This is a genomic window from Alkalibacterium gilvum (assembly GCF_900109085.1).
Lineage (GTDB): Bacteria > Bacillota > Bacilli > Lactobacillales > Carnobacteriaceae_A > Alkalibacterium > Alkalibacterium gilvum.
In genome coordinates this window covers 1-25,932 of the sequence record NZ_FNYW01000030.1, presented here as the reverse complement: position 1 = coordinate 25,932, position 25,932 = coordinate 1, and the positions used below count along the sequence as shown (strand labels likewise).

23 protein-coding genes and 1 pseudogene are annotated in these 25,932 nt (G+C 37.0%); 7 read left to right on the top strand and 17 right to left on the bottom strand.

The window, feature by feature from the left end; translation table 11 throughout:
- The 5 genes and pseudogenes from BMX83_RS07820 to coaA form a co-directional block, all read right to left on the bottom strand.
- Nucleotides 1-244 (bottom strand): annotated as a pseudogene (locus BMX83_RS07820) (hypothetical protein); the annotation flags it as partial.
- 150 nt (nucleotides 245-394) lie between these two features.
- Complete coding sequence (locus tag BMX83_RS07815) at nucleotides 395-1,486, bottom strand: glycosyltransferase family 4 protein (RefSeq protein ID WP_091635655.1); 1,092 nt, start codon at nucleotides 1,484-1,486, stop codon at nucleotides 395-397.
- Nucleotides 1,483-2,220, bottom strand: coding sequence for a WecB/TagA/CpsF family glycosyltransferase (locus BMX83_RS07810; protein WP_091635652.1), 738 nt, complete (start codon nucleotides 2,218-2,220; stop codon nucleotides 1,483-1,485). The genes BMX83_RS07815 and BMX83_RS07810 overlap by 4 nt, the downstream gene beginning before the upstream one ends.
- Before the next feature lie 74 nt (nucleotides 2,221-2,294).
- A complete protein-coding gene (locus tag BMX83_RS07805) occupies nucleotides 2,295-3,287 on the bottom strand; it encodes a sensor domain-containing diguanylate cyclase (protein ID WP_177170542.1) in 993 nt (330 codons plus the stop codon).
- 128 nt (nucleotides 3,288-3,415) lie between these two features.
- Nucleotides 3,416-4,339 carry a type I pantothenate kinase gene (gene coaA, locus BMX83_RS07800; protein WP_091635646.1) on the bottom strand — a complete coding sequence of 308 codons (924 nt, stop codon included), beginning with the start codon at nucleotides 4,337-4,339 and terminating at the stop codon, nucleotides 3,416-3,418.
- A 213-nt stretch (nucleotides 4,340-4,552) separates the two neighbouring features.
- Here coaA and mvk point away from each other — a divergent pair, with 213 nt between their 5' ends.
- The 4 genes from mvk to fni are packed head-to-tail and all read left to right on the top strand — an operon-like array spanning nucleotide 4,553 to nucleotide 8,659.
- Nucleotides 4,553-5,497, top strand: a complete 945-nt coding sequence (gene mvk, locus BMX83_RS07795) for a mevalonate kinase (RefSeq protein ID WP_091635644.1) — start codon at nucleotides 4,553-4,555, stop codon at nucleotides 5,495-5,497.
- A 4-nt stretch (nucleotides 5,498-5,501) separates the two neighbouring features.
- Nucleotides 5,502-6,488 carry a diphosphomevalonate decarboxylase gene (gene mvaD / locus BMX83_RS07790; RefSeq protein ID WP_091635641.1) on the top strand — a complete coding sequence of 329 codons (987 nt, stop codon included), beginning with the start codon at nucleotides 5,502-5,504 and terminating at the stop codon, nucleotides 6,486-6,488.
- Nucleotides 6,489-6,500: 12 nt separating this feature from the next.
- A complete protein-coding gene (locus BMX83_RS07785; RefSeq protein ID WP_091635639.1) occupies nucleotides 6,501-7,577 on the top strand; it encodes a phosphomevalonate kinase in 1,077 nt (358 codons plus the stop codon).
- Between the two features lie 20 nt (nucleotides 7,578-7,597).
- Nucleotides 7,598-8,659 carry a type 2 isopentenyl-diphosphate Delta-isomerase gene (gene fni, locus BMX83_RS07780; RefSeq protein WP_091635636.1) on the top strand — a complete coding sequence of 354 codons (1,062 nt, stop codon included), beginning with the start codon at nucleotides 7,598-7,600 and terminating at the stop codon, nucleotides 8,657-8,659.
- A 59-nt stretch (nucleotides 8,660-8,718) separates the two neighbouring features.
- On the opposite strand, the gene BMX83_RS07775 is transcribed toward fni, so the two are convergent.
- The 5 genes from BMX83_RS07775 to BMX83_RS07755 all read right to left on the bottom strand — a co-directional run bounded on the left by BMX83_RS07775 (nucleotide 8,719) and on the right by BMX83_RS07755 (nucleotide 12,925).
- Nucleotides 8,719-9,042, bottom strand: coding sequence for an AzlD domain-containing protein (locus BMX83_RS07775; RefSeq protein ID WP_091635633.1), 324 nt, complete (start codon nucleotides 9,040-9,042; stop codon nucleotides 8,719-8,721).
- Nucleotides 9,035-9,736, bottom strand: coding sequence for an AzlC family ABC transporter permease (locus BMX83_RS07770; RefSeq protein ID WP_091635630.1), 702 nt, complete (start codon nucleotides 9,734-9,736; stop codon nucleotides 9,035-9,037). The genes BMX83_RS07775 and BMX83_RS07770 overlap by 8 nt, the downstream gene beginning before the upstream one ends.
- Nucleotides 9,737-9,873: 137 nt before the next feature.
- Nucleotides 9,874-10,230 carry a SpoIIAA family protein gene (locus tag BMX83_RS07765; protein WP_091635627.1) on the bottom strand — a complete coding sequence of 119 codons (357 nt, stop codon included), beginning with the start codon at nucleotides 10,228-10,230 and terminating at the stop codon, nucleotides 9,874-9,876.
- A 24-nt stretch (nucleotides 10,231-10,254) separates the two neighbouring features.
- Nucleotides 10,255-11,220, bottom strand: a complete 966-nt coding sequence (locus BMX83_RS07760; protein ID WP_091635625.1) for a cation diffusion facilitator family transporter — start codon at nucleotides 11,218-11,220, stop codon at nucleotides 10,255-10,257.
- Nucleotides 11,221-11,623: 403 nt separating this feature from the next.
- Nucleotides 11,624-12,925, bottom strand: coding sequence for a pyrimidine-nucleoside phosphorylase (locus BMX83_RS07755; protein ID WP_091635622.1), 1,302 nt, complete (start codon nucleotides 12,923-12,925; stop codon nucleotides 11,624-11,626).
- Between the two features lie 184 nt (nucleotides 12,926-13,109).
- Between BMX83_RS07755 and BMX83_RS07750 the strand changes: the two genes are divergently transcribed.
- The gene (locus tag BMX83_RS07750; RefSeq protein ID WP_091635619.1) at nucleotides 13,110-14,303 is read left to right on the top strand and encodes a glycine C-acetyltransferase; all 1,194 of its coding nucleotides are present in this window, start codon (nucleotides 13,110-13,112) and stop codon (nucleotides 14,301-14,303) included.
- A gap of 84 nt (nucleotides 14,304-14,387) precedes the next feature.
- Nucleotides 14,388-15,332 (top strand): L-threonine 3-dehydrogenase, encoded by a 945-nt coding sequence (locus BMX83_RS07745; protein ID WP_091635617.1) that lies wholly within the window; start codon nucleotides 14,388-14,390, stop codon nucleotides 15,330-15,332.
- Nucleotides 15,333-15,424: 92 nt separating this feature from the next.
- On the opposite strand, the gene rpiA is transcribed toward BMX83_RS07745, so the two are convergent.
- From rpiA to murB, 3 genes are all read right to left on the bottom strand, one after another.
- Entirely contained in the window at nucleotides 15,425-16,102 is a 678-nt protein-coding gene (gene rpiA, locus BMX83_RS07740; RefSeq protein ID WP_091635614.1) for a ribose-5-phosphate isomerase RpiA, read from the bottom strand.
- A gap of 113 nt (nucleotides 16,103-16,215) precedes the next feature.
- Nucleotides 16,216-17,142 (bottom strand): Gfo/Idh/MocA family protein, encoded by a 927-nt coding sequence (locus BMX83_RS07735; RefSeq protein ID WP_091635611.1) that lies wholly within the window; start codon nucleotides 17,140-17,142, stop codon nucleotides 16,216-16,218.
- Nucleotides 17,143-17,254: 112 nt separating this feature from the next.
- On the bottom strand, nucleotides 17,255-18,256 hold the full coding sequence (gene murB / locus BMX83_RS07730; RefSeq protein ID WP_091635608.1) for a UDP-N-acetylmuramate dehydrogenase: 1,002 nt from the start codon (nucleotides 18,254-18,256) through the stop codon (nucleotides 17,255-17,257).
- 406 nt (nucleotides 18,257-18,662) lie between these two features.
- On the opposite strand from murB, the gene BMX83_RS07725 reads away from it, so the two are divergent.
- Nucleotides 18,663-21,296 (top strand): cation-translocating P-type ATPase, encoded by a 2,634-nt coding sequence (locus tag BMX83_RS07725; RefSeq protein ID WP_091635605.1) that lies wholly within the window; start codon nucleotides 18,663-18,665, stop codon nucleotides 21,294-21,296.
- A gap of 223 nt (nucleotides 21,297-21,519) precedes the next feature.
- On the opposite strand, the gene tnpC is transcribed toward BMX83_RS07725, so the two are convergent.
- The 4 genes from tnpC to agaF all read right to left on the bottom strand — a co-directional run bounded on the left by tnpC (nucleotide 21,520) and on the right by agaF (nucleotide 25,565).
- Nucleotides 21,520-23,070 (bottom strand): IS66 family transposase, encoded by a 1,551-nt coding sequence (gene tnpC / locus BMX83_RS07720; protein WP_091635603.1) that lies wholly within the window; start codon nucleotides 23,068-23,070, stop codon nucleotides 21,520-21,522.
- A gap of 102 nt (nucleotides 23,071-23,172) precedes the next feature.
- Nucleotides 23,173-23,532 carry an IS66 family insertion sequence element accessory protein TnpB gene (gene tnpB / locus BMX83_RS07715; RefSeq protein WP_091635600.1) on the bottom strand — a complete coding sequence of 120 codons (360 nt, stop codon included), beginning with the start codon at nucleotides 23,530-23,532 and terminating at the stop codon, nucleotides 23,173-23,175.
- Nucleotides 23,533-23,892: 360 nt separating this feature from the next.
- A complete protein-coding gene (locus BMX83_RS07705; protein ID WP_091635594.1) occupies nucleotides 23,893-24,897 on the bottom strand; it encodes a LacI family DNA-binding transcriptional regulator in 1,005 nt (334 codons plus the stop codon).
- Nucleotides 24,898-25,139: 242 nt separating this feature from the next.
- A complete protein-coding gene (agaF, locus tag BMX83_RS07700) occupies nucleotides 25,140-25,565 on the bottom strand; it encodes a PTS galactosamine/N-acetylgalactosamine transporter subunit IIA (RefSeq protein ID WP_091635592.1) in 426 nt (141 codons plus the stop codon).
- Nucleotides 25,566-25,932: the final 367 nt, after the last annotated feature.

Genomic DNA, 25,932 nt, shown 5'->3' with positions numbered 1-25,932 from the left:
GCATGCGATGACGGCTGAATTCAATCACTCCAAATGTCCATTGAATGGTACGTTTTTGGATACTATCTATTTCGTAGCCTTGATCTTTATACTCTTGGATCAATTCTAAATCAATTTGTTTAAAAGCTGCACAGAGTAGTTCTTGGACAATCTGTTGGAAAAGTATTTCTAAAGCTAATTCAGCTTCGAGTAATGTGTCTTGTTCCTTTAATATTTTGATGATTTTTGATATAATTTTATTCATAAGAAGACCTCTTTCTCTAGCGTTGTCGTTATCTCTAGATTAAGGGTCTTCTTTCTTTTTGTCCAGACCGATATTTTTCTGTTCCGACATTAATTTTACACATAGGGTTCCTCAAATCATCATAAAAACCCCAGAAATAGTTTATTATTTCTAGGTTTCACTTGTTATATTTTTATAAAAAGCCATGACTGCTTGAGTCTGCTTTTCTATTGTAAAGGATGAGGCATGCGTATAAAGCTGTTCACCTTTACAGCTTAACTTTCCCTTTTCCCATAAGACATAAGCCTCTTGTAGCGCCTCTTTCATGGCAGTACTGTCTTTTGGTGGGATAAGCCATCCCATCGTGTCATCTTTTATCACGTCACTAACATCACCGACATGGGTAGCAATAGCTGGTACTTTCTCACTTGCAGCCTCCAAAAGAGAGAGTGGAAAGCTTTCACTCAACGATGAAAGCACAAAAAGGTCCGCGTAATGAAAGACACTATTTATCTCTGTGGTCGTTAACCAACCTTTGAAATAAATCTGTTGGTCTAAATTATACTGCTTGGCTTTTGTGACCAACGCGTTCATCTCTTCTCCATCTCCGCAAACGATCCATTGCCAATCTTTTTTTTCAAAGCTGTTTAGAGCATCCATGAGAATAGAATAGCCTTTAATTTCAGTTAATCTTCCTACCGTAATAAGAGTAAACGGTTGTGTTATTTTGTTGTTAACTGGACGGTGTGATTGAGAAAATTGTATCCCATTATGAATAACTTCTATACGACCAGACTCTACACCCAAGTTTTCAATAACTGATTTTATTTCATTAGAAACTGCGATAAATCCATGTGCTCTTTTTAGTGCTTGACAGTGAATAAATGTCAATAACTTACCTTTTAGGCCTTGATTTTTAAAATCTAATAAAGGATGGCTGTGAATAGTCGTTACCCATTTCACTCTGATGAAGGGTATTAAGGTTGCCATTAATACATTTGCCCGGGGTCCATGCGTATGGACAATGTTATAATGCCGATTGTTAATAAACGTTCTCAGGCGAAAAAGCACACTTAAATCAAATTGGTTGCTTTGCTCAAAAACATAGACATCAATGCCCTCTTTACGCGCAGCTTTAGCAACTGGCCCTTCCTCGAAAACAATAAGGTCTATAGATTCATGCTTTAATTTTTTCAGTAGAGAGACTACATGAACAAGTCCCCCGCCAGTTTCATTCCCAGCATTTAAAAAAACAGTTTTCATTGATTTCTTTCCTTTTTTTTCTGCTTATAAATTTGCTTGATGAATCTAGGTAGAACAGCCATACGTTTGTACCTAGAAGGTTGCCTGATTAATCGGTATAACCATTCGACATGAAGAGTCTGTACAAGACTAGGTGCACGCTTTGTCTTGCCAGATAACACGTCAAAACTCCCCCCAACACCTACGGCTATGCCATGTGAAGCTTGACTTAAATAGTTGCTGATCCACTTCTCTTGTCTCGGGAAACCGAACGCAACAAAGATTAAATCGGGGTCTGTATTTTTTACTTTTTCAATCATTTTTGGATCTGCATGATTAAAATAACCATGATGGTATCCAACAATATTTATGTTGGGCCATCTCCTTTCAACTTCAGAAACTGTCAATTCAATAGTATCTTCTTGCGCACCAATGAAATATACATTTTGCTTTTCTATATTAGCAATTTCCAGCAAGCCTAACATCAGTTCATACCCTGGGACTCTCTCTTTAATCGTTTTCCCCAGTGTGCGTGCAGCTTTTACTATGCCAATACCATCAGGAGCTATGTAGTCTGCTTGCAGCAACAATTGATAGTAATCTTCATTATCTCTTGCATACATGACTATCTCAGGATTAGCCGTTACTAAAAATGTCTTTTGCTTGTTAACCAAGCGGTCATATAGAGCTTTCAAAAAATCTTCCTGTGTTATATTATCAAACGGTACCCCTAGAATTGTTACTTTGGTTTCCATTATAAACTCATCCATTCTAATGACTTTTACTACTAAGGTATGATTCGTGAACGATTACTTAACCTTTCACCCTATCAATCCGATAATACATCATTTTTACCATTTTCTTTAACTTTATATAATAATCTATCAGCACGATTAAAAAACTGACTGACTGTTTCTTTTTCTCTATATTCTGCTACACCTGAGCTACTTGTCACTTCTGCTGGTTCGCTAAATTGATGATTATTAAGTCGATCATGTATACCCTCAGCTATTTTCAACGCATCTTTTTTCTCAATATCAGGAAGGACAATTAAAAATTTTCCACCTTCAAATGAACCCGCTGCTTTATCAGCAAGAGCCGTCTCCTTTATAACTGAAGCCGTCGCTTTTATGACTTCATCTCCAAACAAAGGTCCAAATAGCAAATTCTGATGTTGGAGATTGTCTATGTCCAATATGATTAATGAACATGTTTGGCGCTTTTGCTTATTTACTTCCGATACTACTTGACCTAGTTTAACAAGAATATTGGAACGATTGAATAAACCGGTTAATTTATCCTGTTTAGACAACTGAGCCCACTGTTTATTCTCTTTCTGTAAAGCCTCTTTCTCAGCTTCATAATTAGTGATATCAAATACTATACCCGAAAGAAATAAAGGCTCTCCGTTCACAGAGCGTTGCGTCACTGTTCCACGGTCATAATAGGTTTTATAGGAACCATCTTTAGCCTTGATTCGGTATTTCACTTCCCAGACGGGAATCTTTCCTGCTAGATGCTCTTCCATAATTGTCATTACAGTATCATAATCTTCAGGATGCAAACGATCGGTGAAAAACTGAAAATCAACATATTCTGGAAGGTCTTCGTTTTTGAAGCCAAGTGCTTCAGCTTTTTTTGGATTAAATGTTACTCTGTTCTCTTTGAAATCCCAGAACCAATGCCCCAGATTTCCTATCCAAGCGAATTCTAATGAGTCTTGGTGCTCTTGAAGATTAAGAAGCTCTTTGTTTAAACGTTTAACTGCTACAAGTTCATTTTTCAAACGATTTATTTCTATTTGTTGATCTTTTTCTTTCATCTCATTTGCCCCCTTTTGTTTTAGTATAATACAGTTCATTCATGTTTTATATTTAGCTTTTATATTTTTTTAAGTTCACATTAAAATCCGTCACACTATTGCCATACTTTTTTGTATTCCATACTTTTCTAATGTTTTTTAAGTAGCAGCTGATCAATAAAATGGTCCGTTGTCTTGTGCAAAATCATATCCGCTCTGAAACGAGTAGGTAAAATAAACTCTTCCAAGTTCACGAGATTCACTTTTTCCCAAACATTACGTGCCATTTCGAAAGCCTCCTTTTTATCCCCTACAGCATACGGATAGTAGTAGTTGGATGGGTCTTTAAAAGCTGTTTTCAATAGGAGGCCAAATCGTTCAAGATACCATTTTTCAATATTTTTGGGCTCAGCATCAACATAAAAACTGAAATCGAAAAAGTCACTCACAAATATTTTTTCGTTTGTTGGAAGTTGGAGGACATTTATTCCCTCAACAATTAAAATATCTGGCTGATCAATCACTTCAAATTCACCTGGTACGATATCATACAATCGGTGCGAGTAAAGAGGCACTTCTATATTTCTTCTGCCGCTTTTAACATCTCCCATAAAGCTTATCAAACGGTGCATATCATAACTTTCCGGAAATCCCTTACGATTTAATATCTCCCGTTCTTTTAAAATCTCATTCGGATACAAAAAACCATCCGTTGTAATCAAACTAACTTTCAAATCTGGATACGCACGTGCCAACATAGTCTGAAGAAAGCGCGCAAGAGTACTTTTGCCCACAGCCACACTTCCAGCTATACCAATGATATAAGGGTCTCTCTTATGGGGTTTGCTTAAAAAATCTTTTATTTCATCCTGTCTTTCCTGATAGTGCTTAATATATTTATCAATAATCTCGAGCATAGGTAAATATATTTCTTTCACATCCATTACAGACACATTATCATTTAAAGATCTTAATGCTTCAACCTCAGTATCCGTTAGCATCATTTTTTTATCTTTGTTTAAATCTTTCCATTCTTTACGATTAATTATATAAAAGGAATCTGATTCTTTCACGCGGTTCCCTCCACTCTCATCATATTTATCTTACACAGTTTACCAAATTTCAATCCGCTTACACAATACAGATTAACAAACTTAAATATTTCTACTTAAACAAAGCTTTATATAACTATGATATGATAAAATGGATAGGCAATTATATTTTAATCATTAATATAAATAATTTCTAAATTTATTAATAAAAGAATACGACATGAGGTGAATGAGATGACAAGAGGAACTCAACATTTTATCGGTAAAGCTCACGGGAAGATTATCCTTATAGGTGAACATGCGGTTGTTTATGGCGAACCAGCTATCGCCCTTCCTTTTAAAGCTGCACCTGTAGAAGTATCTATCGAAAAGGATACAGGCCCAGTATCGGTTTCCTCTGATTATTACACCGGTCCTTTAGAAGATGCTCCTGGAAAATTAGAAAATATCAAAGTCTTACTATTTGAAATAGGCAAAGAATTAGGACAAACTATAAATAATTTATTTATAAAAATTACTAGCCATATCCCACCTGAACGAGGAATGGGGTCCAGTGCAGCCGTTTCAACTGCTCTCATTAGGGCTCTTTTTCAATACTTCAATGTTCAATTAAATGAAGAACAACTTTTAGCTTATATTGATATTTCAGAAAAAATTGTCCATGGTAATCCAAGCGGTATCGATGCAAGGGTTACCAGCAGTGATGCTCCCATTTTTTATAAAAAAAATCAGTTTTTTGAGCCCTTTCCAATAAACATATCTGGCTACCTTATTGTAGCGGATACTGGAAAAAAAGGGCAGACAAGTCACGCGGTTGCAGATGTAGCTACTCTATTTAATGATGACTATGAAAAGACTACCAAGTTGATTCAAAACATTGGTGAGCGTGCAATCCGTGCTAAGTTAGCTATCATCCACAACGATTTAGCTGCTCTAGGCACCTTACTTTCTCAGACTCATGAACTGCTGAAAGAACTGACAGTAAGTGATGAAAGTCTAGATCACTTAGTCGACACCGCCTTAAAAGCGGGTGCCCTGGGGGCTAAGTTGACTGGCGGAGGACGTGGCGGCTGTATGATAGCTTTAGCTCAATCAGAAAGATACGCAATGGTTATTAAAAATAAACTCATCGAGCAAGGTGCTATCAACACCTGGGTTCATGCATTAGAAGGAGAATAAACTTATGAGTAATTGGGTACGTGCACATACGAATATTGCTTTAATAAAATATTGGGGAAAGGAAAACGAGAATGTCATTATCCCAATGAATAATTCTCTTTCTCTAACCTTGGATGCTTTTTATACAGAAACAAATGTAACATTTAATGAAAACCTCACAACTGATGAATTGTATTTGGATAATCAGATTCAAGATTTTGACTCTTTGTTAAAGGTGAAGACCGTTCTTGATTTAGTTAGAAAAAAAGCTGGGATAAAAACAAAGGCTAGAGTGGATAGTTTTAATTACGTCCCAACAGCTGCTGGTCTTGCTTCTTCTGCTTCAGGATTAGCCGCTCTAGCTGGTTCTGCTAGTTTAGCGGCCGGTTTAAATCTTTCTCAAAAAGAACTCTCTACGCTCGCTCGAAGAGGTTCAGGTTCAGCTTGCCGAAGTATTTATGGCGGTTTTGCTGAATGGCAGAAAGGTCATAGTCATGAAACATCTTTTGCTGTTCCCGTAGACGAAGCGAATTGGGATATCGGTATGCTTTTCATTATCGTAAATGACAAGCAAAAGGATGTATCAAGTCGAGACGGTATGTCACGGACTGTTAAAACGTCCCCTTTTTATCAAGGGTGGCTTGATTCTTTAGGGCAGGATTTAAGTGCGATGAAAGAAGCCATCGCGAAACAAGATAGCCATAAAGTTGGCGAAATCGCTGAACGTAATGCGTTGAAAATGCATGCAACGACACTCGGGGCAACCCCTCCATTCACGTACTGGTCGCCCGAAAGTATGCGTGCAATGGATGCCGTAAGAAAGTTGCGCAAACAAGGTTATTCTGCTCATTTCACTATGGATGCTGGTCCCAATGTAAAAATTATTTGCAAGCAATCTGAGTTAGAAGAAATAAAGGCACATTTACTCAATGATTTCACTGAGTCACAACTTATTTCAGCTAAACCGGGTCCTGGCCTTCAAAAAATTGAAAAGCCTGATCTTTTAAAATAGAAAGGTGATTAAATGAAGCATGCAAAAGCAAAAGCTCCCGGAAAATTATATATTGCAGGTGAATATGCGGTAGTCACTCCTGGTCATCCTGCCGTAATTATTGCTGTTGATCGTTTTATTTCCGTCTCTCTCTCACCTTCCAAAGAATATTTTGGAAAGATTTTTTCATCTTCTATATCAGAAAATACGCTGATCTGGAAACGCCAAAATCAACAGATAATTCTTGAAGCACCGAATAAAAAAGCTGACATTATATTGAAAACACTTGAATTGACTGAACACTTTTTAAAAGAACACAATATTCTTTTACCATACTATGATATTTATATAAAAAGTGATTTGGATAGTGTTGATGGTATAAAATACGGCCTAGGTTCAAGTGGCGCCGTTACAGTTGCTACGATACATGCCCTCTTAAAATCTGTAAACTTAGATAGTGATAACGAAAAATTATTCAAACTCGCAGCCATCGTGCATGTTTCTTTAAATAAAAAAGGTTCACTAGGAGATTTAGCAGCAGCTGTGTATACAGGTTGGCTTGCATACAGTAGTCCCGATAGAGAATGGGTCAAACATCAATGGAATAGAATGGGCCTTTCCTCACTTATAGATGAGGCATGGCCCAAACTTAAAATAGAAAGTATAAAAGCACCAAAATCTGTGGAACTACTTGTTGGCTGGACAGGACACCCCGCTTCAACTGATTCTTTTGTGACCTCACTTGAAGGAGACAAAGATATCATTAGCTACGACCGTTTTTTAAAAGATAGTACGACCTGTGTGTCGCATTTAATTAAAGGTATCCAGTCAGATAGTAATAAAGAAATTAAAAAGGCAATTAATAACAATAGGCTTCTTTTACTACAAATGAGCCGTTCAAATAATTTCATTTTAGAAACACCCAAACTCACTGCACTCAACCAAATAGCAAAAAAACACGGCGCCGTAGCAAAATCATCTGGAGCAGGTGGTGGTGATTGTGGAATTGCTTTTGTAGACACTAGATTTCAGAAAGAGGGTATCTACAAAGACTGGCGAGCTAACTCTATTGAACCCCTATCTCTTAACATGTATGATAAATATAATTAACAAAATCTGGAGTGTTTTTTATGTCGAAAAATAACAATCGAAAAAATGAACATGTCTCATTATCAGAAAAATTTTATCCCGAGGGCGATACCTCCTTTAAAGATATCTCATTTATTCATCATTCCTTACCAGAATGTGATGTAAGAGATGTTTCACTTGCAAGTACATTAGGGAATCTCCACTTTACTTCCCCTTTCTTTATCAATGCAATGTCTGGAGGCAGTAAATGGACAGGTAAAGTCAATGAAAAATTGGCTATAATTGCAAGAGAAACAGATCTAGCAATAGCCACTGGCTCAGTCAGCGCAGCACTTAAAGACCCCGCTCAATCCGAATCCTTCCAAATCGTACGCAAAACCAATCCAAATGGGTTGATTTTTGCTAATCTGGGCGCCGGTCACGGCCTTGAAAATGCTAAACGTGCGGTTGATTTACTCAATGCTGATGCGCTTCAAATACACTTAAATGCCCCACAGGAAATTGTTATGCCAGAGGGAGATCGTGAGTTTTCGCAATGGATTGAAAATGTACGCTCTATCGTAGAAGGTCTCAAAATACCTGTCATAGTGAAAGAAGTCGGTTTTGGTATGTCCAGAGAAACAATTGACTTACTGGACTCTATAGGTGTCACTTTGATTGATGTCAGCGGAAAAGGTGGAACCAACTTTGCTCAAATAGAGAATTATCGTCGAAAAGATTTCAAATTGGATGATTTTGAAGCTTGGGGACAGTCCACAGTTGTCTCCCTACTGGAAGCTCAAGAAAGCAAAACCAGGGCATCTATTATCGCTTCAGGTGGGATAAGACGTCCGATGGAAATCGTTAAGGCTTCTGCTCTTGGAGCATCTATCAGCGGCTTGTCTAGTCAGATTATGCATATGGCCTTAGATGATGTTGATGAAACTATTGTGTCTCTTACAAGCTGGAAAGAAGAAATAAAGCGCATTATGACTCTCCTTGGTGCGAAAAAAATTGAAGATTTGAAACATACTGACCTAATGATTACGGGTGATTCATCAGAATGGTGTGACAACAGAGATATCAATAAGCGTCACTATGCCTTTCGATCTAAACATAGATAAAGTTTTTCACTGGTAAAAAAACACTAACCGGCAGAATAATCTGCCGGTTAGTGTTTTTTTTATAAAATCGCGGAAAGAAGGGTTATAGAAATAATACCTGTTATCATAGACCAGAGTAAGCTCTTCGTTTTAAGTGCGACAATTATCACAAATATAGAAGGAAGCAGTTTAACATTTTGGAGAGGTTGCATTGCGAACGCTCCATCCACAAAAAATACATCTGATGCAACTAATGCTGCAAAAACTGAAACCGGTATGTAAGACATCCAGCGACTAAGAGACGGGGATATTTCTTTTTTACTTAAAAAGAGAATGGGTAAAAACCGTGGTAAAAAGGTTACTATAGACATTCCTATTATCAAAATAAGTGCTTGACTAGTCACGTGATCCCGCTCCTCTTTGCTCTAATTTTCTCTCTATATAATAGCCAATCATCGAGGCTAAAACCGTAGCTATGACCAAGGCAATATTATGCTTTAATATTATTGTAAGTAAAACAGATAAGACGATGGAAATTATTGCAGTTATGATATAAATTTTCGAGACAAATTGCATCACCATCATACATATAAACATAGCAATCAATGCATAGCTCATAATTTGCGTATTTATACTGAAATGACTCCCAATAATCCCTCCTACAGCTGTACTTATAGCCCAAACTAAATAGTTAAATATATTCGCAACGATGGCATCATCTGCAGTCCAATCCTGTTTTTGAAAGTTTGAATAATTGATGCCAAATGATTCATCAGACAAAGTATGACCAAAGACAGCTAAAAAACCAACGGATTTATTCTTCACATATTTTGATATACTTGCTCCCATTAGAATATGTCTTAAGTTCAAAAAAAAGACCATCAAAATAATAGAGGGAACGGCCGCACCTAAAACAACCATACTACCTGCCAGAAATTGTGCTGCTCCTGCATAGACTAGAAGACTCATAAGAAATATAGAGAAAACACTAAAACCAGCATCAAATAGAACAATCCCACAAGCCAGTCCTAGTGCAATATAACTCGCCATAATTGGAAAACTTGCTTTTAAACCCTTTACTATTGTTTTGTTCCCCATATTATCCTCCTTTAGAAATAGTTTAGTGAAGCCTTCTAACAGTATATCTAATTTTGCTAAAATAAAAAAGGGCGATTATATAGACGTCCCTTTTTCTAAAACCTATACATCGTTAAAATGTTTTTATGCGTTTATACTTAACTAAGCCATGTCATTGCTTTCTCTTTTTCACTGGTATCAAAAAAATCAATAGCAACATTGGGTAAATATTGATTAATTTTCTCTGCGTATTTTACCCATTTGTCATTACTAACGACAGCTATTTTTTCCATATCATCTAAGTGTTTTTTATCGAATCCTATTTCTTTAATAAGGCCTTCTAACGTATAATTTATGTGTGTGACTTCAACTAAAAGATTTAATTTATTATTTTTGCCATGCTTATTCTTTTTTTGATTAAATCTTTCTTCGAGTTCTCCCATCTCATCTTCGGTTATTTCTCCATCAATTTCTACCTCTAATATATGAGGTACATCACTTGTCTTAAAAATCATATATCTTATCCTTTCATAAACTTGTTATTCTTTAACTGGATCAGTTTGCATATCCTTTTGAGTTACCTTTTTATTCTTAAACTCTTCCAAATCCGTTGTCATTTCGATAGTTACATGTTTATTGACATTATTTTCAGCTGCAATCTCTCTTATTTTATCTTTTATATTTTGTCTGTCGTGACTACTATCCGCTTCTATAAGAACCGTTGCGACAAGGGCATTTTCTTGTCCATCAATAGACCATATATGAAAATCTGATATTTCTTGTACTCCTGAGATTCCTTTTATTTTATCAATGATTTCCTTTACATTTGTGTTTTCTGGTGCTCTATCCAGTAATATTTTCATCGTACTTAAAAACTGTGGAACAGTTAAATAGAATATATAGCCAGAAATAACTATGGATAACATAGGATCCAAACGATACCAGTCAGTGTATCGCATTGCTATACTGACAACCAAGACCCCTACCCATCCAAGCACATCTTCCAGCATATGCAAGCTTAATACTTTTTCATTTTTAGAACTTCCCCTACTTAAAATGATTGTTGCAAAACCATTTAACATAATCGCTGCAATAGAAAGCCACATCATCCCTGTGACATCAACAGGTTCTGGATTAATGAGTCTCGGTATACTCCTGTAAATAATAAATAAGGAGCCACCAAGTAAAACTGTCGCTGTCACTAATGCGCCTAGTAGAGAAAACCGGCTATATCCAAATGTGTATGTGTCGTTTCTTTCTTTTTCAGAATATTTTTGGAAAAACCAGGCAAATCCTGATGACACTGCATCACCTAAATCATGTACTGCATCTGACATAATCGCAACACTATTAAAAATGACCCCAAAAACAAATTCAACAACTGAAAAAATTAAATTAATTATAAATACGATTCCTATATTCCTCTTTGCGTGATTGCCCGACTTTTCTTTATCTTTCTGCCCACTACTTTTGCTCGTTGACTCCTGATTGTCATGATCAAACATATTTAATACCTCCTCATCTTCACTCATTTTATGTAGATAATTAAACTTATTTTTATTATTTAAGTGGTTTACATTTTGGCTCTTTATCCTGAGTATCTTTTAAAATAATTGGTTTGCATACTTTTGAAGTCCTATTATGATGGTACCACTCAATCTATTTTTTTCAATTGAAAGGGTTAGTATAATAATAAAGAGATAGTAAGAATCGAGGTAAATCATGACATACTAGTATCTCCTATTACTTCCTTCTGACTTTTTAGTTGAGATACCACCCGGTTAAATTAAATTTCAGATGATTACCTAAACTAATTTTTCATAAGCCAGATTTATCCTTATTAAAATTATCAAAAAAGGGGCGCATCGCGCTTGAAAAAGCGCGATGCGTCCCTTTAAAGGTCTAATATTACTGTATGATTTCGTGAATAAGCGTTGGCTCTGTTGCTTCATCTGAAATCTTGATATTTTTTATAATTTTTTCAGAAACTTCTTCTTTGATTTCTTTGTTGGAATATAAGGTTACAATCGTTTCGCCTTTTTCCACAACGTCACCAATTTTTTTGTGAATATACAAGCCAGCCGCTAAATCAAGTTCACTTTCTTTTGTTTCACGTCCAGCACCAAGCATCATTGCAGAAATCCCAATTTGATCAGCAACAATTTCACTTACTTTACCAGATTCTTCTGCTTTTACTTCTTGTGTATATTTTGCCTTTGGTAGTACTGAATCAGGGTTATCTGCCACTGAAGCATCCCCACCTTGTGCATCGATAAATGTTCTAAACACATCTAAGGCTTTTCCGTTGTGTAGATTTTCTTCAAGTTTAGCTCGTGCTTCATCTAGAGATGAGCCTACACCACCTAAATAAGCCATTTGACTGCCTAATACCAAACAGAGTTCAGTTAAGTCTTTTGGACCATGACCTTTTAGGGTATCGATGGCTTCTTTAACTTCCAAACCATTTCCTATTGCATTGCCTAAGGGTTGACTCATATCAGAAATGACTGCCATTGTATTTCTACCTACAGCTTCTCCAATATTTACCATCGTTTCAGCTAATTCTTTCGCTTGATCCACATTCTTCATGAATGCACCCGCACCTGTTTTAACGTCCAAAACAATAGCGTCTGCTCCTGCAGCTATCTTCTTACTCATAATCGAACTAGCAATTAGAGGGATAGATTCCACAGTCCCAGTTACATCTCTGAGCGCATACATCTTTTTATCCGCAGGTGTCAAGTTACCTGATTGACCCACAACGGCTACTTTATTTTTATTTACTAGCTCAACAAATTTTTCTTGTGTCACTTCAACATCGAATCCAGGTACCGCTTCCAATTTATCAATTGTACCACCGGTATGTCCTAGTCCTCGGCCACTCATTTTAGCAACAGGTATACCTACACTTGCTACTAAAGGAGCTAATACGAGTGTCGTTGTATCCCCTACGCCACCAGTTGAGTGTTTATCTACTTTTACGCCTTCGATAGGTGATAAGTCAATTTGATCGCCGGATTCTACCATAGCCATCGTTAAAGCACTGCGTTCTTCGTTATTCATTCCTTTAAAGTAAATAGCCATTGCCATAGCACTCATCTGATAATCAGGGATATCATCGGACGTATAGTGTTCGATCATCCATTTGATCTCACTTTCAGTCAAGCTTTCGTTGTGCTGCTTTTTTTCGATTAAATCAATCATTCGCATAATTCTATCACTCCTAATTATTTACTTACACACCACATTGTACCATATAATAGCGAAAGTAGAAGGGGAGGTGAACAACTAATGATAAGAATATTCAAATAATCTTTGTCATTACTATATGATTATACAAAAAAGTGGTAAAATCATATAGGATGATAAAATATTCTTAATAGGGAGAGATTTCATGACTAGTCAACGATTGGATACTTTTTTAGAAAAAAACCTACAGGATTTAAAGGATAAAGGATTGTACAACGAAATAGATGTCCTTGAAGGGCCAAATGGAGCTAAAATTACTATCGAAGGACAAGAATTAATCAATATGTCCTCTAATAATTATCTCGGCTTTGCTAATGACGAGCGCTTAAAAGTAAAGGCAAATGAAGCAACGGACATATACGGTGTTGGTGCAGGTGCTGTACGAACAATTAACGGTACTCAAGCGATTCATGAAGAGCTTGAACAAAAAATTGCCGAATTCAAAGGTACAGAAGCAGCCGTAGCTTTCCAATCCGGTTTCAACTGTAACATGGGAGCTATCTCAGCTGTCATGAACAAAAATGATGCCATTCTATCGGATGAGTTAAATCACGCCTCAATCATTGATGGCTGTCGTTTATCTGGAGCTAAAGTTATTCGTGTAAAACATCAAGATATGGATGATTTACGTGAAAAAGCTAAAGATGCGGTTGAAAGTGGTCAATATGAAAAAATCATGTATATCACTGATGGTGTATTCTCAATGGACGGTGACGTCGCAAATCTACCAGGTATCGTTGAAATTGCTGAAGAATTTGACTTGATCACTTACGTGGATGATGCACATGGCTCAGGCGTTATGGGTAAAGGTGCCGGAACGGTTAAACATTTCGGTCTACAGGACAAAATCGACTTCCAAATGGGTACATTATCTAAAGCTGTCGGTGTTGTTGGAGGTTACGTAGCTGGAACTCAGAACTTGATAGATTGGCTTAAAGTTCGTGCACGCCCATTCCTATTTTCAACGTCACTTACACCAGGTGCTTCAGCTGCATGTATGGAAGCTATAGATATTATGACAAACTCTACTGAAGAGCACGATAGTTTATGGGAAAACGGACGTTACCTAAAAGATGGGCTTAAAAATCTCGGATTTGATATCGGTAAGTCAGAAACACCAATCACTCCATGTATTCTTGGTGATGAGAAGTTAACACAAACCTTCTCAAAACGTCTAACTGAAGAAGGCGTATATGCTAAATCTATCGTCTTCCCAACCGTTCCAAGAGATACTGGACGTGTAAGAAATATGCCAAGTGCGGCACATACAAAAGAAATGCTGGATCAAGTTCTCGCTATTTATGAAAAAGTCGGTAAAGAATTAAACGTAATAAGCTAAAGGACTAGAGGTTGAAAGAGAAGTGAACAAGACGGTTCACTCTCTTTATTCTCTTTTTAAATAGATAAATGTCGGAGGGGTTTTTTGAAAAAAATATTGATTACAGGCGCTTTGGGTCAGATTGGATCAGAGCTCACATTAAAATTAAGAGAAAAATACGGTAACGATAATGTTGTCGCGACCGATATCAAGAAACCAGAAAATTCGCGCATCGTTTCAGAAGGAATCTTTGAACAATTAGACGCTACTGATGCAATCCGTATGAATAATCTAGTGGAAAAATATGATGTAGATACCTTTATTCATTTGGCTGCTTTATTATCTGCTGTTGCAGAAGCCAAGCCAAAACTCGCCTGGGATTTGAATATGGGGGGCTTACTTAATGCACTAGAGGTCTCTAGAGAACATAATCTTAAGTTCTTCACTCCAAGTTCTATTGGTGCTTTTGGCCCTGAAACACCAAAAAACCAGACCCCCCAAGTTACTGTTCAACGTCCATCAACAATGTATGGCGTTACAAAAGTAAGTGGTGAATTACTAAGTGATTATTACCATCAAAAGTTTGGTGTAGATACGCGCAGTGTTCGCTTCCCCGGTCTTATCTCACACGCAACGTTACCCGGAGGTGGAACGACAGATTATGCTGTAGATATTTATTACGAAGCAATCAAAAATGCAGCATATACCTCATTTATTGCTGAAGGGACCTATATGGATATGATGTATATGCCCGATGCCATCGCTTTGATTATAAAATTAATGGAGGCTCCTGCTGACAGTTTAAACCATCGTAATGCCTACAATGTCAGTGCAATGAGCATAGCTCCAGAAGATGTCGCTCAAGCAATTAAACAGCACATACCGGACTTTGAACTAACATATGAGGTTGATCCTGTTAGACAAAAAATTGCAGAGTCCTGGCCAAACGCTATAGACACCTCTGCCGCTAGAGAAGAATGGGGATTTTCACCAAAATATGATTTAAAGAATATGACAGCAGATATGCTAGAGCAATTAAAGAAAAAATAAATTGATTTTAAATAATATAAAAAGACTGTTATTATCTAGTAATCGTGTGATTCTGGATAACAACAGTCTTTTTTATTTAGATACATTTTTAATTACCGTTCAACATTTTTCACTTCGGGGCCAGCTTCTGTACCCACAATAACCTTTGTAACACAATCTAAGAATAAACCATGCTCTACAACTCCTGTTAGAGCATTCAACCACGTTGCAAGTTCATGTGGTTTATTTATTTCTTCCAAGTGCAAATCAATAATGTAGTTCCCGGAATCAGTCAAGTACATGTCACCTTTATCATCTTTTCTAAAACTAGGTTTCATATTTTTCTCTTCAAACAAACGAAACACTTGCTGACAACCAAATGTGACAACTTCAATTGGTAGTGGAAAAGCTCCAAGTTTATGAACCAGCTTACTATCATCCACTATCCAAATCACTTCATCAGAGTGTGTCGCTACCATTTTTTCAAATAAATGGGCTCCACCTCCACCTTTTGTTCCTTGATAATCATCAGAAATTTCATCAGCACCATCTATTGTGATATCAATTTTTTCTACATCATTGATATTCTTCAATGGAATACCTACTTTTTTTGCATGATCGGCTGTTCTATTTGACGTCGTAACTCCCGTTATAGATAATCCCTCTTCATTTATACGCTTACCAACTGCTTCAATCATGTAATAAGCAGTAGACCCCGTTCCTAGTCCTACAACCGTTCCATCTTGCACAAACTCCGCTGCTTTATTCCCTACCATTTCTTTTAAATTCATCAAAAAAGCTCCTCTACTGAAAGTGTTAAGTTAATTATAGCATAGTTAATATCAAAGTAAGATTCTAAATATAGCTTTGTTTTTATGCTCAATCATTTCAATAAGCCATAGAGTTATTTATTCATTGTGTTGCTCTCATATTTTTTTATAATCGCTTCACATATGTCATGAGTTAAACGTGCACTTTCATGAGAGACAGGATTTTCTCCATTCGTTTCAACTGCTTCTATGAATGCATTTACCATCGGAGCAAAGCCTCGTTTTTCCAAAGTAGGCACCCAATCTTCTGCTTTTTCGTGACTTACGCCTTGCTTTGTGAACGTAGCTTTATCTGTTAAATTTTCCAGTGTAATTGTCTTAGCGGGACTCTGTATTTCATACTTTTCAAGTTTAGTACCAGATTCGTTGTTTATTGAAACATAAGCTGTAGCCTTGTTATTCTTTAAAAGAACCCACGCGCGTTTGAATTTTTCTTCTTCAACAACAATTTCTGAATTCACAATTTCAGCTGGTTCCTCCATTAGGTGAAGCGCTGTATCAAGTGGATGGATCATCATGTCATACATACGATACCTTATCTCAAAGTTTGTATTATCAACTTGGTTTTTTTGTAAAATAAGATGGTTAATATCAAACTCTGCTTTCATTTCATGGACCATGGGCGCAAACCGTCTATTAAATCCTGTCATTAAAAACGTCCCATATTTTTCTGCATCCCTCAATAAAGCTAATGTTTTTTCATTGTGTTCAGCTAAGGGTTTGTCCATAAATACAGGAATACCTTTTTCTAAAAAGGTCCGACAAATATCTTCGTGGACACTGGTAGGCGCGTGAATAAAGACAGCATCCACGACATCCAACAAATCATGCCATTGTGTAAATTGCTGTTCCTCTGGCACGCCATATTTTTTACCTAAATCTTTTAGTACACTTTTTTTACGGGTAGAGAAATACCACTCATGTTCTTCGAAATATGTTGTATATATAGGTAAGTAAGCTTTTTTTGCTATACCGCCTAAGCCTATAACGCCAATTTTCATAGTTTAAGCCTCCGTCTCTATAGTGATAGATTAAATATAACATGAACATCACCGTTTATTAATTGAATAATAGAAAAACGACCTTCAAAAATATAGAGAAGGTCGTTTTTTCTTAATTTAGTGTTTCATCTGCTAGAGACGCTTGATTTAATTTCGATTTAAAGGATGTTTTTGCTTTATTTAGCAGCGCGCTGCTTCCTTTTTTTTCTCGGGTCACATCATTACCAATAATCTTAACTTCCGTTTCCAGTGTAACGCCATCTTTTTCTAGAATTATTTCTTTTATATGCGCGATTAGTTCAATGTAATCTGAAGCTGTCGCATTATCAATATTTACAATAAAGCCTGCATGTTTTTTCGAGACTTGCGCACCGCCCAATATATACCCCTGCAAACCAGCATCTTGAATAAGTTTTCCTGTGAAATACCCTGTCGGACGTTTAAACACAGATCCACATGAAGGATACTCCAAGGGTTGTTTGGATGTTCGCAAGTATGTCAGTTCATCCATTTTCTCTTTGATTTTTTCTGGATTTCCGTCCTTCAATTCAAAAACAACTTCTAATGCAATATCATCTGACTCCTGTAAAATACTATGTCTATAGTCAAAATCCATGTCCTCGTTGGCCATTTCTTTTATAACACCTTTTCGAGTTAATAAGGTAACTTTTTTGATTACCTCTCTCACTTCCCCGCCATAAGCACCGGCATTCATATAGATGGCGCCTCCAACGCTACCAGGTATCCCGCAAGCAAATTCAAGCCCTGTGAGTTCTGCATCATACGCACGCTTACTCACTTCAATCAAAGGTGCTCCTGTGAGTACACGTATAGTCTTGTTCTCAATAGTAATTTTATTCATATCCGTCAATATAATTGTCGCCCCACGAATTCCTCCGTCTTTAACAATTAGATTGCTGGCATTTCCTAATATTGTCACGGGCCAATTATTTGCATTAAGCCATTGCATTAAGGCTTGAACCTCTTCTTTACTTTTAGGAAAAATCAGCGCATCCGCTGGTCCTCCAGTTTTCGTGTAGGTATATTTAGATAAAGGTTCATCTATTTTTATGTTAGCTTCAGAAAATTCATTTAATAAGTCTTTTATATTCATGGATTCAGTGGTTCCTCTCAGTTTAATTCTTTAATTGTCATTATACCATTATAAATAATCAGTATTAGTTTAACACTATTAGAATTAATTGTGTATAATTTCAGGTTAATTGTCACTTAATAGACACGAGGTTACGTTTCTGTTTCAATCGATTTTTAATAGAAGCTCACTCAAACTTAAATACTTGTAACTTGCTTTTCATCTCTCGATTATCTATAATTAAATTGACATTTAAATAATATATATGCGGGAGTAACTTGCAGATTGAACTTGTTGCAGTGCCACCATTCGTAGATTGATAATCTGCTGGTGCTGCATTAAATAGTGAGACGCATACGGGACAGTCATCACTTTTTCCGTATGCGTCTTTTTTTCTTACTCCCCGTAAAATAGAGAGGATAGAGTAATGAATTATTATCAAGAGACAAAAGATAAAGTACTAAAGTCTGTAGACTCTTCCAGAGAAGGTCTGAGCCAGGCTGAAGCTGGAAAGCGTCTTGAAGAACATGGATACAATGAAATTAGTCGAAAAGAGAAACGTTCCATTTTTTCTTTATTCATCGAATCTTTCAAAGATCCTATGGTTATTGTTTTACTCATTGTAGCCATCGTTCAAGTTGCTATTGGAGAATGGATCGAATCACTCATAATTTTTGTAGTATTGATTTTGAATGCCATATTGAGTGTTGTGCAGACGAAAAAAGCGGAGGATTCTCTAGAATCTTTAGAAAAAATGTCCGCCCCCACTGCTGATGTCTATCGCGATGGACAGCAGAAAGAAATTGCATCGAAAAATTTAGCTGTTGGTGATATTGTTATCCTGGAGTCAGGCGACAATATTCCTGCTGATGGTCGGCTTATAGAAGCGGAATCTCTTCAAGTAGAAGAAGGAGCATTGACCGGGGAATCCTTGCCTTCTGATAAATCTGTTGGCCCCTTAGACGGCGAAACACCACTGGGTGACCGTGTAAACATGGTTTATAGCAGTACAATGGTTACCGCCGGACGTGGTGTCATGGTTGTTACATCAACAGGTGAAAAGACTGAAATGGGTAAAGTTGCAGAACTCGTTCAAAACGCTTCTGCAAAGCAAACACCTTTACAAAGAAAGCTAGCACAATTCAGTAAAAAACTGGGTATCGCTATCCTTCTCTTATCTGTTCTTATTTTTGGTATCCAAGCTGCCCGAATTTTCTTAGGGGGTATGGAAGATGTCACTGTTCCACTGCTAAATGCCTTTATGTTCGCTGTTGCGGTTGCTGTTGCGGCTATTCCTGAAGCACTCCAGTCTATTGTAACCATTGTGCTGTCCGTTGGTACAAATAAAATGGCTAAGCAACATGCTATTATTAGGCAATTACCTGCTGTGGAAACACTTGGATCGACCAGTGTTATTTGTACAGATAAAACAGGAACATTGACTCAAAATAAAATGACGGTTGTTGATGATTATATTCCAAATGGTGAATCGAATCTCTTTTCTGGCGACAGTCATTCTTGGTCTGAATCAGAAAAAATATTAATGCAAATTGCTGCTCTTACCAATGATTCAACGATTAACGAAAAAGGTGAATCAAACGGAGATCCTACAGAAGTTGCGCTTATAGCTTACAGCAACAAGCAAAACTTGCCGTATGACTCAGTGAGAAAAGACTACCCAAGGCTTGCTGAACTCCCCTTTGACTCAAGTCGTAAACGTATGTCCACTGTCCATGAAATTGATGGAGAAAAACGTTTACTGACCAAAGGCGGTCCAGATGTTTTATTCAAATTATGTAATAGAGTTAAAATGAATGGTGAAATTGTTGATCTCACGGAAGAGCGTCTAGAAGAGTTGAAACAGAAAAACGAAGCCTTCTCTGATCAAGCTATGCGTGTCTTAGCTTTTGCTTACAAACCCATCGACTCAACAGATGTTAGTATCGAAGATGAGAATGACCTGATTTTCATTGGTTTATTAGCTATGATTGACCCGCCTCGTGAAGCTGTCTATCATGCTGTAGAAGATGCCGCTAATGCGGGTGTCAAAACAGTAATGATTACCGGCGATCACAAAACAACTGCACGAGCTATTGGTCGTGATTTAAACATTTTCAAAGAAGGCGATTTAGCTTATACCGGACAAGAACTAGATGCATTATCGGAAGAAGAGCTAATGGATCAATTGGAAGACATTTCCGTTTACGCTCGCGTAACTCCTGAAAATAAAATTAGAATCGTTACAGCCTGGCAAAATTATAACCAGATCACTGCAATGACTGGCGATGGCGTTAATGATGCCCCTGCTCTTAAACAAGCAGATATAGGCATTGCTATGGGTAGTGGGACTGACGTGGCTAAAGATGCCTCGGCCATGATTTTAACAGATGACAACTTTGTATCAATTGTACGTGCGATATCTGTGGGTCGTACGATTTACAGCAATATTAAGAAATCGATCGCCTATTTATTCTCAGGAAACTTAGGAGCCGTCTCGGCAATAATCTTTGCATTGTTAGTCAATTGGGTGAACCCTTTTACTGCCCTTCAACTTCTATTCATTAATCTCGTTAACGACTCAATGCCGGCAATCGCTTTAGGCCTTGAGCCTGCAGAACCTAATGTAATGGAGGAAAAGCCTAGAGATCCTGATGAATCGATCTTTTCTGGTAACACATTTAAGATTGTTGCTTTCCGTGGTGTTTTAATCGCTATTGCGGTTATTATTTCTCAGTATATAGGCTTACAAACCTCTACAGAGATGGGTATTGCGATGGCCTTTACGACACTTATTCTCTCGCGTACGCTTCAAGTTTTCCCAGCGCGTTCAAATGTGGAAACAAGTATTAGTGCCGGTTTCTTTAGTAATAAATTTGTTATCTTGGCTTTTGCTGCCTGTATGACTTTGTATGGTATTACATTAGTACCAGCTGTAAGAGGTATTTTTTCAATACCCGCAGCATTTGGTTTAACAGAATGGGCAATAGCTGCCGGTTTAGCTTTAGCTACAACAGTTGTTATGGAGCTAAAAAAGGTTGTCTTACCGTATAAATCTGAATAATATCCTTTTAGCGAATTGGCTATTTGTAATATGTAAAGTAGTTTTGAAAAATTAATTATAAATTTTTCTATCATATATGAAATTCTTACGTCGAATGAATATAAAAAAAGCAGAGATTCTTTACTAGTAGAATCTCGTAAGCGATGAATAGCTGAGTACCTACAAATAAAAATCGGACACCTCTATAATAAGAAATGTCCGAAGAGTATAATTTACTGAATGTCTAGCGACATTCCATCTGCACCTTTGGATTCCATGGCAAATAAGCCTCCAAAGGTGTATTTTGTCGATTTGGAAGGTAAGTTAAGAGGTAGTCCAGATATTTTCGCGGATGTAATCCGTTGGATTTGGCCGTCTCAACGAGACTCAAAATAGTCGCGACGGCATGTGCTCCCTCAAATGATTTCGAGAACAACCAGTTCTTTCTGCCCATAACAAGTGACTTGATGCCGCGTTCGGCTAGATTGTTGGATAGCACGAGACGGCCGTCCTTCAGAACGTTCATCATCCGCTCTTTCTGATTCAGCGCATAATTGATTGCTGTGCCAAGTTTCCCATGCGCAGTCAGGGATTCACACCAGTCAAAAAATGCCTCAAGCTTCGGCTTCACTAGTACTAGGCGCTGATCATACCGTTCGCTAACAGTTAAGTCCTTGAGGGACTTATCCAACGCAAATAACTCGTTACACAGTGTGACTCCCTTATGAGCGACACTCTTACTGGAATAGTTCTTTGGACGTGCGTCATAGAACTTCCGTCTGATATGCGCCAGACAGGCAATCATCGTCATCCCTGGAAGATTGTTGTACCCGGAGAATCCATCACTATGTAGATAGCCAGTGTACTCCTCTAAGAAATCTCTAGGGACAGAGCCACCGCGTGATGGACCGAGCTTAAAGATATGTATGGCACGTTCGCTATATTTGCCGGTACTGAATAACCACATATAGGACTTTTGTCTGTCTTTGTCATTCAGTACTTTGAATGTTGTTTCGTCGGCGTGTAGAACCTTCTGGTTCAACAGTTCTTGTCGCATTACAGCCACCAGTGCTTCGAAATAATACTGGGACGTTTTAATGTGCCAATTCGCAATGGTATGGCGAGGTATCGGATAGCCGAGTAGATCCCAATAAGCCTCTTGTCTATAGGCGGGTACTTTTTGTTCGAACTTTTGATACATGGTTTCCGCTATCAGTGACGCAGAAGCGGCTGTATTATTTAAAGGAAGTCTGGGGATTTCAGCTTTCGCAAAAGGTGTACGTGTCCCATTTTTTTCGCAGTTCGCGCAGGCATAGGTCTTCTGAAAATGTCTGTGGTTTTCAACTCTAGCCGGGATAAATTTCACTTCCTGGCGGATGAGTTGCGTGCTGATTTCTTTCATAGCTTCTTTGCATGTTGGACACGTACAAGATTCGATTTCGTGAATATAGTCAACAGCAGGAAGAGACGACAACTGCTGATTTTTTAATCCCTTACGTTTCTTGCGGCGACGTTCTGTTGTAATAATGACTTCATCTTCGTCGCTTTGATCACCAGTCTGCTCTGGTTCGCTAAAAAGGTGATCATTGAAAAGGTTGCCCTGATTAGGATTGTTCTTCAAAGTTTCCCTCTTTGGGCCGTAAAGTTTTTGGATAAGGAATTCATTTTGTTCTTTCAGCAAAGAGAGTTCATCATCTTTTTGAGCGATAATGGTCTTCAGTTGTTTGTTTTCTTCTAAAAGCTGATCTAATTTTTCAATGATCACTTCAAACTGTTTCTCGCTCTTGATAGACATGTTGGTTGCTTCTCCTCACATAAATAGTACCTAAATTTTACTATAATGAGGAAAAGAAAACGAGAGAGTCATTGAATTTTTCATCAATTTCTCTCTCGTTTCTTAGGCTATACTCCCTTTAACCGCAGGTTTAACAGTAACTTTTTGGTTAATTGATAACCCTTCTAAGAGCCATCGTAACTGTTGTGTCGATAATTTTTGAACCTCATTCTGATTACGCGGCCAATTCAATTTACCATTCTCTAGACGTTTATATAAGAGCAGGAAGCCGTCGCCTTCCCAATAAAGAGCTTTGAACCGATCTTTATTTCCACCACAGAAGAGAAAGAGAGCATCGTTATAAACGTCCATATCATATTCCTCAGTGATGGTGGCGGCTAACCCATCAATCTGTCTACGCATATCCGTCTTCCCGCAGACAATAAAAATATTCTCTACTTGTGTAAAATCAACGAGCTTCATGGGTAGACATCTCCGATAGGAGAACTCTTAACATCGAAGGTTTGATTCCTTCATATACAAGTAACTCTGTCTGACTATTTTTTAGGTGGGCCACTAATTTCTGTGGTAAGGGCTTCGAAACGGTTCGACGATGAGTGTGGTCGTTCTGTAATGTCACTGGTACGATAGCCTGTTTATTTTTTTCCAAATTAAAAACCTCCTGTGTACTTAAGATATCTCAAGTTTAACAGGAGGCCGCTAGGACTCACAGGTACCTAGCTATTCATCGCTTACAGAATCTCTGCTTTTTTAGTTGATTTGCTTAAAATAATATATATATTTATTACAGAGTCTTGGATTTCTAAAAAATCTAACATCAGTTTATTCATTTAATTTCACTTTAGTAGTATCCCTAAACAATAGTTTTTGAGGAAGCTCATATTTTTCTTTAACCCTTTGCCCATTAAGAGTCTTATCTATCATCTTTACCGAATTTACACCCATAAGATAACTAGGCTGTTTAACAGTTGATAATTTTGGTGTGATTTCTGAAAAAATCTCCATATCGTCAAATCCAAAAACGCTAATTTCATTTGGTATGTCAATGTTTTTTTCTCTTAAAGCTTGAATGGCCCCCATTGCTAACAAATCATTTCCAGAGATAATCACATCATAATCTTTTATGTTTTTTTCCTTATGGATCAACGTATACCCGTCTTCAATTGAAAAATTGCCAAATACTTCCTTGAACTTTGAAATTTCTTTTTTCTTTAGACCAGCCTTAGTACCCTTATATCGTTTTTTTGCAACAGAATTTGTTTTTGGGCCGCCCAGGTAAAAAAAAGAGCGATAACCATTTTCAAACAGGATTTCAGCTATTTTTTCAGAGCTGCTATAGTTATCGGTTGTAATAAAAGTTGAAATGTTTTTATAATAAACTGCTCTATCTATTGCAATAAGAGGCACATTAAAACTATAAGCCTCTTCTTTCTCTTTGTTTCGATCATAAGACCCTGCAACTATAATTCCATCTACTCGAAGTTCATGCAGAGTATTTAAGTACTTAGTTTCTTTATCAAAATTATCATACGTATTACACAAAATGACAGAATATCCTAAGTCATACGCCGTATCTTCAACCCCTCTTACAATTTCAGTAAAAAAAGGGTTTTTAATACTTGGTATTAATAGACCTAATATATTTGATCGATTTGTTTTTAATGATCTTGCACGTATATTGGGAACATAACCTTCTTCTTTAATTACTTTCTCTACCCTTTTAACAGTTTCTCCGCCAATTTCACTAGTTTTTTGGTTGATTACTCTAGAAACGGTTCCTACAGAGACACCTGCGATTTTTGCGATGTCTTTTAATCTAACTGACATATGGCTCTCCTTTTTTTATGCTATAATAAATCTACTCTAAAAATTTTAGATATTCAAGTAATAATTCTAACAATCTCCCTTAAAGAAAAGAAACTTTCTTAATATATTCTTTAATTTTTTATTTTCTCTTGTATTGCTTGTTGTCGAAATACTAGCGAACTTTTTACTTAAAGTTAACTGGGAAGGATTTTAACCACCAAAAATCCCCTAAAATTTTATCTTTTAGGGGATAGAGATTTAATTTAAATTCCTTCTTCATAATCATTGGTTTGTTCTGAACTTTCAACTTCAAAAGAAAGTATCTGTTTTTTTCCTGTATCTATAGCTCTTTCTTTGACATCTGCAATTGCTCCTTCAGCTCTATCGAATAATATTTCTAATAACATTGGAACATTGGTTCCAGAGATTACTTCGATATTTTCAAGTTCCGATGACAATAACACCGATTCTTTGTAAGGTGTTCCTCCTGGTATATCTGTGAAGATAATCGTTTCTTTCGTGTTTAGTTTTTCAATCGCTACTTTCAAATTATTTTTTAATGTTTCACTCGAATCAGACTGTAAAAATTTAACCAATTCAAGTCTCTCTTGTTTACCAGCGACAAGCTCAATAACAGAATGAAGACCATGAGCAAATTCTCCATGTCCTACAATAATTACACCAATCATATATTATAATCTCCTCTCGTATAATAAGTTTGAAGATAAGAATTGTACTTATCTTCTTTGGTTGTTAATTTCTTAAGTAGTTCAGAAGCTTCTCCCCCATGGGGGAGAAAATTTTCAAAACTTTTAGTCATCTAGTTAACTTTTGATCTTTGACAATTTAATACTATCCATGGGTTCTGCTTGGTTATTCCGTGCTGTTTCTGTGTAAAATAGAATCAGATGGAAGTCGGTTCTTAGTGGGATGAAGCTTCCACTCCTTGTAGATCAACTACACTAAAAGCATGCTTCCCGTCATAGTGTTGAGACTATATACTCATAAGCTGAATGACTCGATTCTGTTATCTAATGGTCTTAGGAAACCGTTGGT

Excerpts from the sequence above, each read along its gene's own strand:
- fni (WP_091635636.1), top strand. The coding sequence starts at position 7,598 with ATGTCGAAAAATAACAATCGAAAAAATGAACATGTCTCATTATCAGAA.
- BMX83_RS07725 (WP_091635605.1), top strand. The coding sequence starts at position 18,663 with ATGAATTATTATCAAGAGACAAAAGATAAAGTACTAAAGTCTGTAGAC.
- BMX83_RS07810 (WP_091635652.1), bottom strand. The coding sequence starts at position 2,220 with ATGGAAACCAAAGTAACAATTCTAGGGGTACCGTTTGATAATATAACA.
- tnpB (WP_091635600.1), bottom strand. The coding sequence starts at position 23,532 with ATGAAGCTCGTTGATTTTACACAAGTAGAGAATATTTTTATTGTCTGC.
- BMX83_RS07760 (WP_091635625.1), bottom strand. The coding sequence starts at position 11,220 with ATGTTTGATCATGACAATCAGGAGTCAACGAGCAAAAGTAGTGGGCAG.
- BMX83_RS07735 (WP_091635611.1), bottom strand. The coding sequence starts at position 17,142 with ATGAAAATTGGCGTTATAGGCTTAGGCGGTATAGCAAAAAAAGCTTAC.
- BMX83_RS07815 (WP_091635655.1), bottom strand. The coding sequence starts at position 1,486 with ATGAAAACTGTTTTTTTAAATGCTGGGAATGAAACTGGCGGGGGACTT.
- BMX83_RS07770 (WP_091635630.1), bottom strand. The coding sequence starts at position 9,736 with ATGGGGAACAAAACAATAGTAAAGGGTTTAAAAGCAAGTTTTCCAATT.
- murB (WP_091635608.1), bottom strand. The coding sequence starts at position 18,256 with ATGAATATAAAAGACTTATTAAATGAATTTTCTGAAGCTAACATAAAA.
- BMX83_RS07765 (WP_091635627.1), bottom strand. The coding sequence starts at position 10,230 with ATGATTTTTAAGACAAGTGATGTACCTCATATATTAGAGGTAGAAATT.
- BMX83_RS07750 (WP_091635619.1), top strand. The coding sequence starts at position 13,110 with ATGACTAGTCAACGATTGGATACTTTTTTAGAAAAAAACCTACAGGAT.
- BMX83_RS07785 (WP_091635639.1), top strand. The coding sequence starts at position 6,501 with ATGAAGCATGCAAAAGCAAAAGCTCCCGGAAAATTATATATTGCAGGT.
- BMX83_RS07755 (WP_091635622.1), bottom strand. The coding sequence starts at position 12,925 with ATGCGAATGATTGATTTAATCGAAAAAAAGCAGCACAACGAAAGCTTG.
- mvaD (WP_091635641.1), top strand. The coding sequence starts at position 5,502 with ATGAGTAATTGGGTACGTGCACATACGAATATTGCTTTAATAAAATAT.
- mvk (WP_091635644.1), top strand. The coding sequence starts at position 4,553 with ATGACAAGAGGAACTCAACATTTTATCGGTAAAGCTCACGGGAAGATT.
- rpiA (WP_091635614.1), bottom strand. The coding sequence starts at position 16,102 with ATGAATTTAAAAGAAATGGTAGGGAATAAAGCAGCGGAGTTTGTGCAA.
- tnpC (WP_091635603.1), bottom strand. The coding sequence starts at position 23,070 with ATGTCTATCAAGAGCGAGAAACAGTTTGAAGTGATCATTGAAAAATTA.
- BMX83_RS07705 (WP_091635594.1), bottom strand. The coding sequence starts at position 24,897 with ATGTCAGTTAGATTAAAAGACATCGCAAAAATCGCAGGTGTCTCTGTA.
- BMX83_RS07805 (WP_177170542.1), bottom strand. The coding sequence starts at position 3,287 with ATGAAAGAAAAAGATCAACAAATAGAAATAAATCGTTTGAAAAATGAA.
- agaF (WP_091635592.1), bottom strand. The coding sequence starts at position 25,565 with ATGATTGGTGTAATTATTGTAGGACATGGAGAATTTGCTCATGGTCTT.